A 2,470-nucleotide genomic window follows, 5' to 3' on the forward strand; every position below is an offset into this window, starting at 1 on the left:
TATTCCGGGAAGCAAAAATGTCGATCACATAAGAGATAATCTCGATATCCTTGACTTCAGCCTCACAGAAGAGGAAATGGCAGAAATCGCAAAGCTCGATAAAGATCAGCGTTACTATCATCGCACAGATTCTCAGCTTGCCCAGTTTGCAGCATGGAGACCGGATTTCGAAAGAGCATGACTTTATTCAAAGGGAGATAATAAGATGAAGAAGTTTTTAACAGCTTTACTCTCGCTTAGTTTGATTTTTATATCAGCATGTTCCGGCAATGCTTCTGTTGCAACCGGCGTTGCATCATCAAACTCAGAAGAAGCAATTCAGTCTTCCTCATCCGGATCTGAAGAAGATAATACAACTTCAGAGCCAACCACGGATGGCAGCAATGATCACTCAGATACTCTTGTTGTATATTTCTCACGTACCGGTGAACAATATGGTGTCGGAGTAATAGATAAAGGTAATACTGCGATCGTAGCAGAGATGATTGCTGAAAAGACAGGAGCAGATTTATTTGAAGTATTGCCGGAGGACGATTACTATCCCTATACATATGCGGAGTTGACTGATGTTGCCAAGCAGGAATTGAATGATAATGCCAGGCCTGCATATAAAGGCCCGGTCCCTGATCTTTCGCAATACAAGACGATATTTATCGGATCGCCTGTATGGTGGGGTGACTGGCCGATGATCATGTATACATTCTTTGAGTCAAATGCCTCTGATCTTGCAGGAAAAATCCTCATTCCCTTTTCTACACATGCAGGAAGCGGTCTGTCCGGATTTGATACAAAGCTGGCCGGTGCCTGTCCGAACAGTACTGTCGGAACCGGGCTTGCTATAAGCGGAGCGGATGCCCAAAACAATAAGGACAAGGTCAAAAATGATGTAGATCAGTGGCTTTCAGATCTGGGTTACTAAACAAATGAAGGTGGACTGATATGAAAGCTCTCAGGATGATAATAGATTCCATGATGATCATCATACTGCCACTCCTCATGGCATATTCTTTGGTAGGAGAATATCTGCATGAGGTGTTGGGGATCTGCATGTTTGCTTTGTTTATAGCCCACAATGTGATCAACAGGAAATGGTGGACGTCAGTTTTTAAAGGAAAGTACGACCTCAATAGAGTAATCTTTACAACAGTCAATGTGCTCTTAGCCTTGTATATGTTCATTCAACCGTTGAGCGGAATATTGATGTCGAAGTATGTTCTTAAAGGGATTACTATCAAAGGATACACCAGTCTTTTCAGAACAGTACATATGACAGGTGCTTATTGGGGATTCATACTGATGAGTTTTCACTTGGGCTTAAATGCAAGTGCCTTCGTATCTCCGACAAAAAAGCACATGAATAAGACTGCAATTATGATCATTACCGCCGTATTCTTACTTATCTCAGTGTACGGAGTTTATGCATTCGTTTCCCGCAGGATCGGAGACTATTTGACGTTGAAGACTATGTTCGCATTCTTTGATCCGAACTCATCAACAGCATTGTTTTTGATCGATTATGTTGCCGTTATGATACTTGTGGCAGTAGCAGCATTTTGGTTAAGGAAGTTAATACTGAAATGCTCAAAAAAGAAGGAAGGCAACACAACATGAAATATGTATTCATCCGGATATGATAACTATATACAGCCCTGGCGATTACGCAAGTGAACATAAGCCAGAAGAGTATATTAGGCGCAACCTTGAATCTGAATTGAGGAATCCCAATATTGCAAGACTTCTGTACTTGACTAGATCTATTGAGAAATTCGGAAGTGGATTTAAGAGAATCGACAGTCTCTGCAAAGATGCCGGCGTTAAGTATTCATATGAACGAACAAAAAACGGCTTCAAATTCATTCTTCATAGACCCAGATTTATAAGTGACACTCCTAATGTCACTTATGGAAAAGGAGAGGCATTAAACATTACGGAGCAGTCTGTGCTTGCCATATTAAAACAAGATCCTACAATATCTCGTGAAGATATTGCAGAGAAGGTGTCTAAGACGGTAAGAACTGTGCAGAGAGCATTAGTATCTTTGACGGAAAAAGGGTACATTAAGCGTGTCGGAGCAAAGAAAAACTCCACATGGGAAGTGTTGAAATAATGCAAGTCAATTAGCACTTACGATTTGTTTTAGTCGTAAGTCAAGTCGTAAGTGAAATAGCAGATTGCGGTTGATATCAATTGCAAAACCAATCGCAAATTTTTACGATTGATAGCGGGCCCAATTGTTGGTTCTACAGTTTAGGAAGGTATTATCCCACGGATAATTCTGGGATAAGAAAACAGAAATAATATGGTTATTTCCTTCAATTCCTGATAAAATAATCCCAATATCTTGTAACACAGTAAAGCGTGTAACACTACATGTTGTTACCCTAGACGAACTCGAATAGTCGCCAGTGATAAGAGGCAAATAGAATTATCCTGAAAGGGCAAAAGAGATTATCCTGACAGGTTAAGAAAA

At 40.4% G+C, this 2,470-nt stretch carries 3 protein-coding genes and 1 pseudogene; all 4 read left to right on the plus strand.

The annotated features are described in order from the left end of the window. Positions 1 to 181 (plus strand): annotated as a pseudogene (locus AC52RT_RS18155) (hypothetical protein); the annotation flags it as partial. Between the two features lie 24 nt (positions 182 to 205). Beyond that, on the plus strand, positions 206 to 919 hold the full coding sequence (locus AC52RT_RS18160) for a flavodoxin (RefSeq protein ID WP_495542049.1): 714 nt from the start codon (positions 206 to 208) through the stop codon (positions 917 to 919). Positions 920 to 939: 20 nt separating this feature from the next. Beyond that, complete coding sequence (locus AC52RT_RS18165; RefSeq protein ID WP_495542050.1) at positions 940 to 1,611, plus strand: DUF4405 domain-containing protein; 672 nt, start codon at positions 940 to 942, stop codon at positions 1,609 to 1,611. A gap of 7 nt (positions 1,612 to 1,618) precedes the next feature. Continuing rightward, the gene (locus tag AC52RT_RS18170) at positions 1,619 to 2,107 is read left to right on the plus strand and encodes an ATP-binding protein (RefSeq protein ID WP_495542051.1); all 489 of its coding nucleotides are present in this window, start codon (positions 1,619 to 1,621) and stop codon (positions 2,105 to 2,107) included. The last annotated feature ends 363 nt before the right edge of the window (positions 2,108 to 2,470 follow it).

Source organism: Peribacillus sp. (assembly GCF_059453735.1).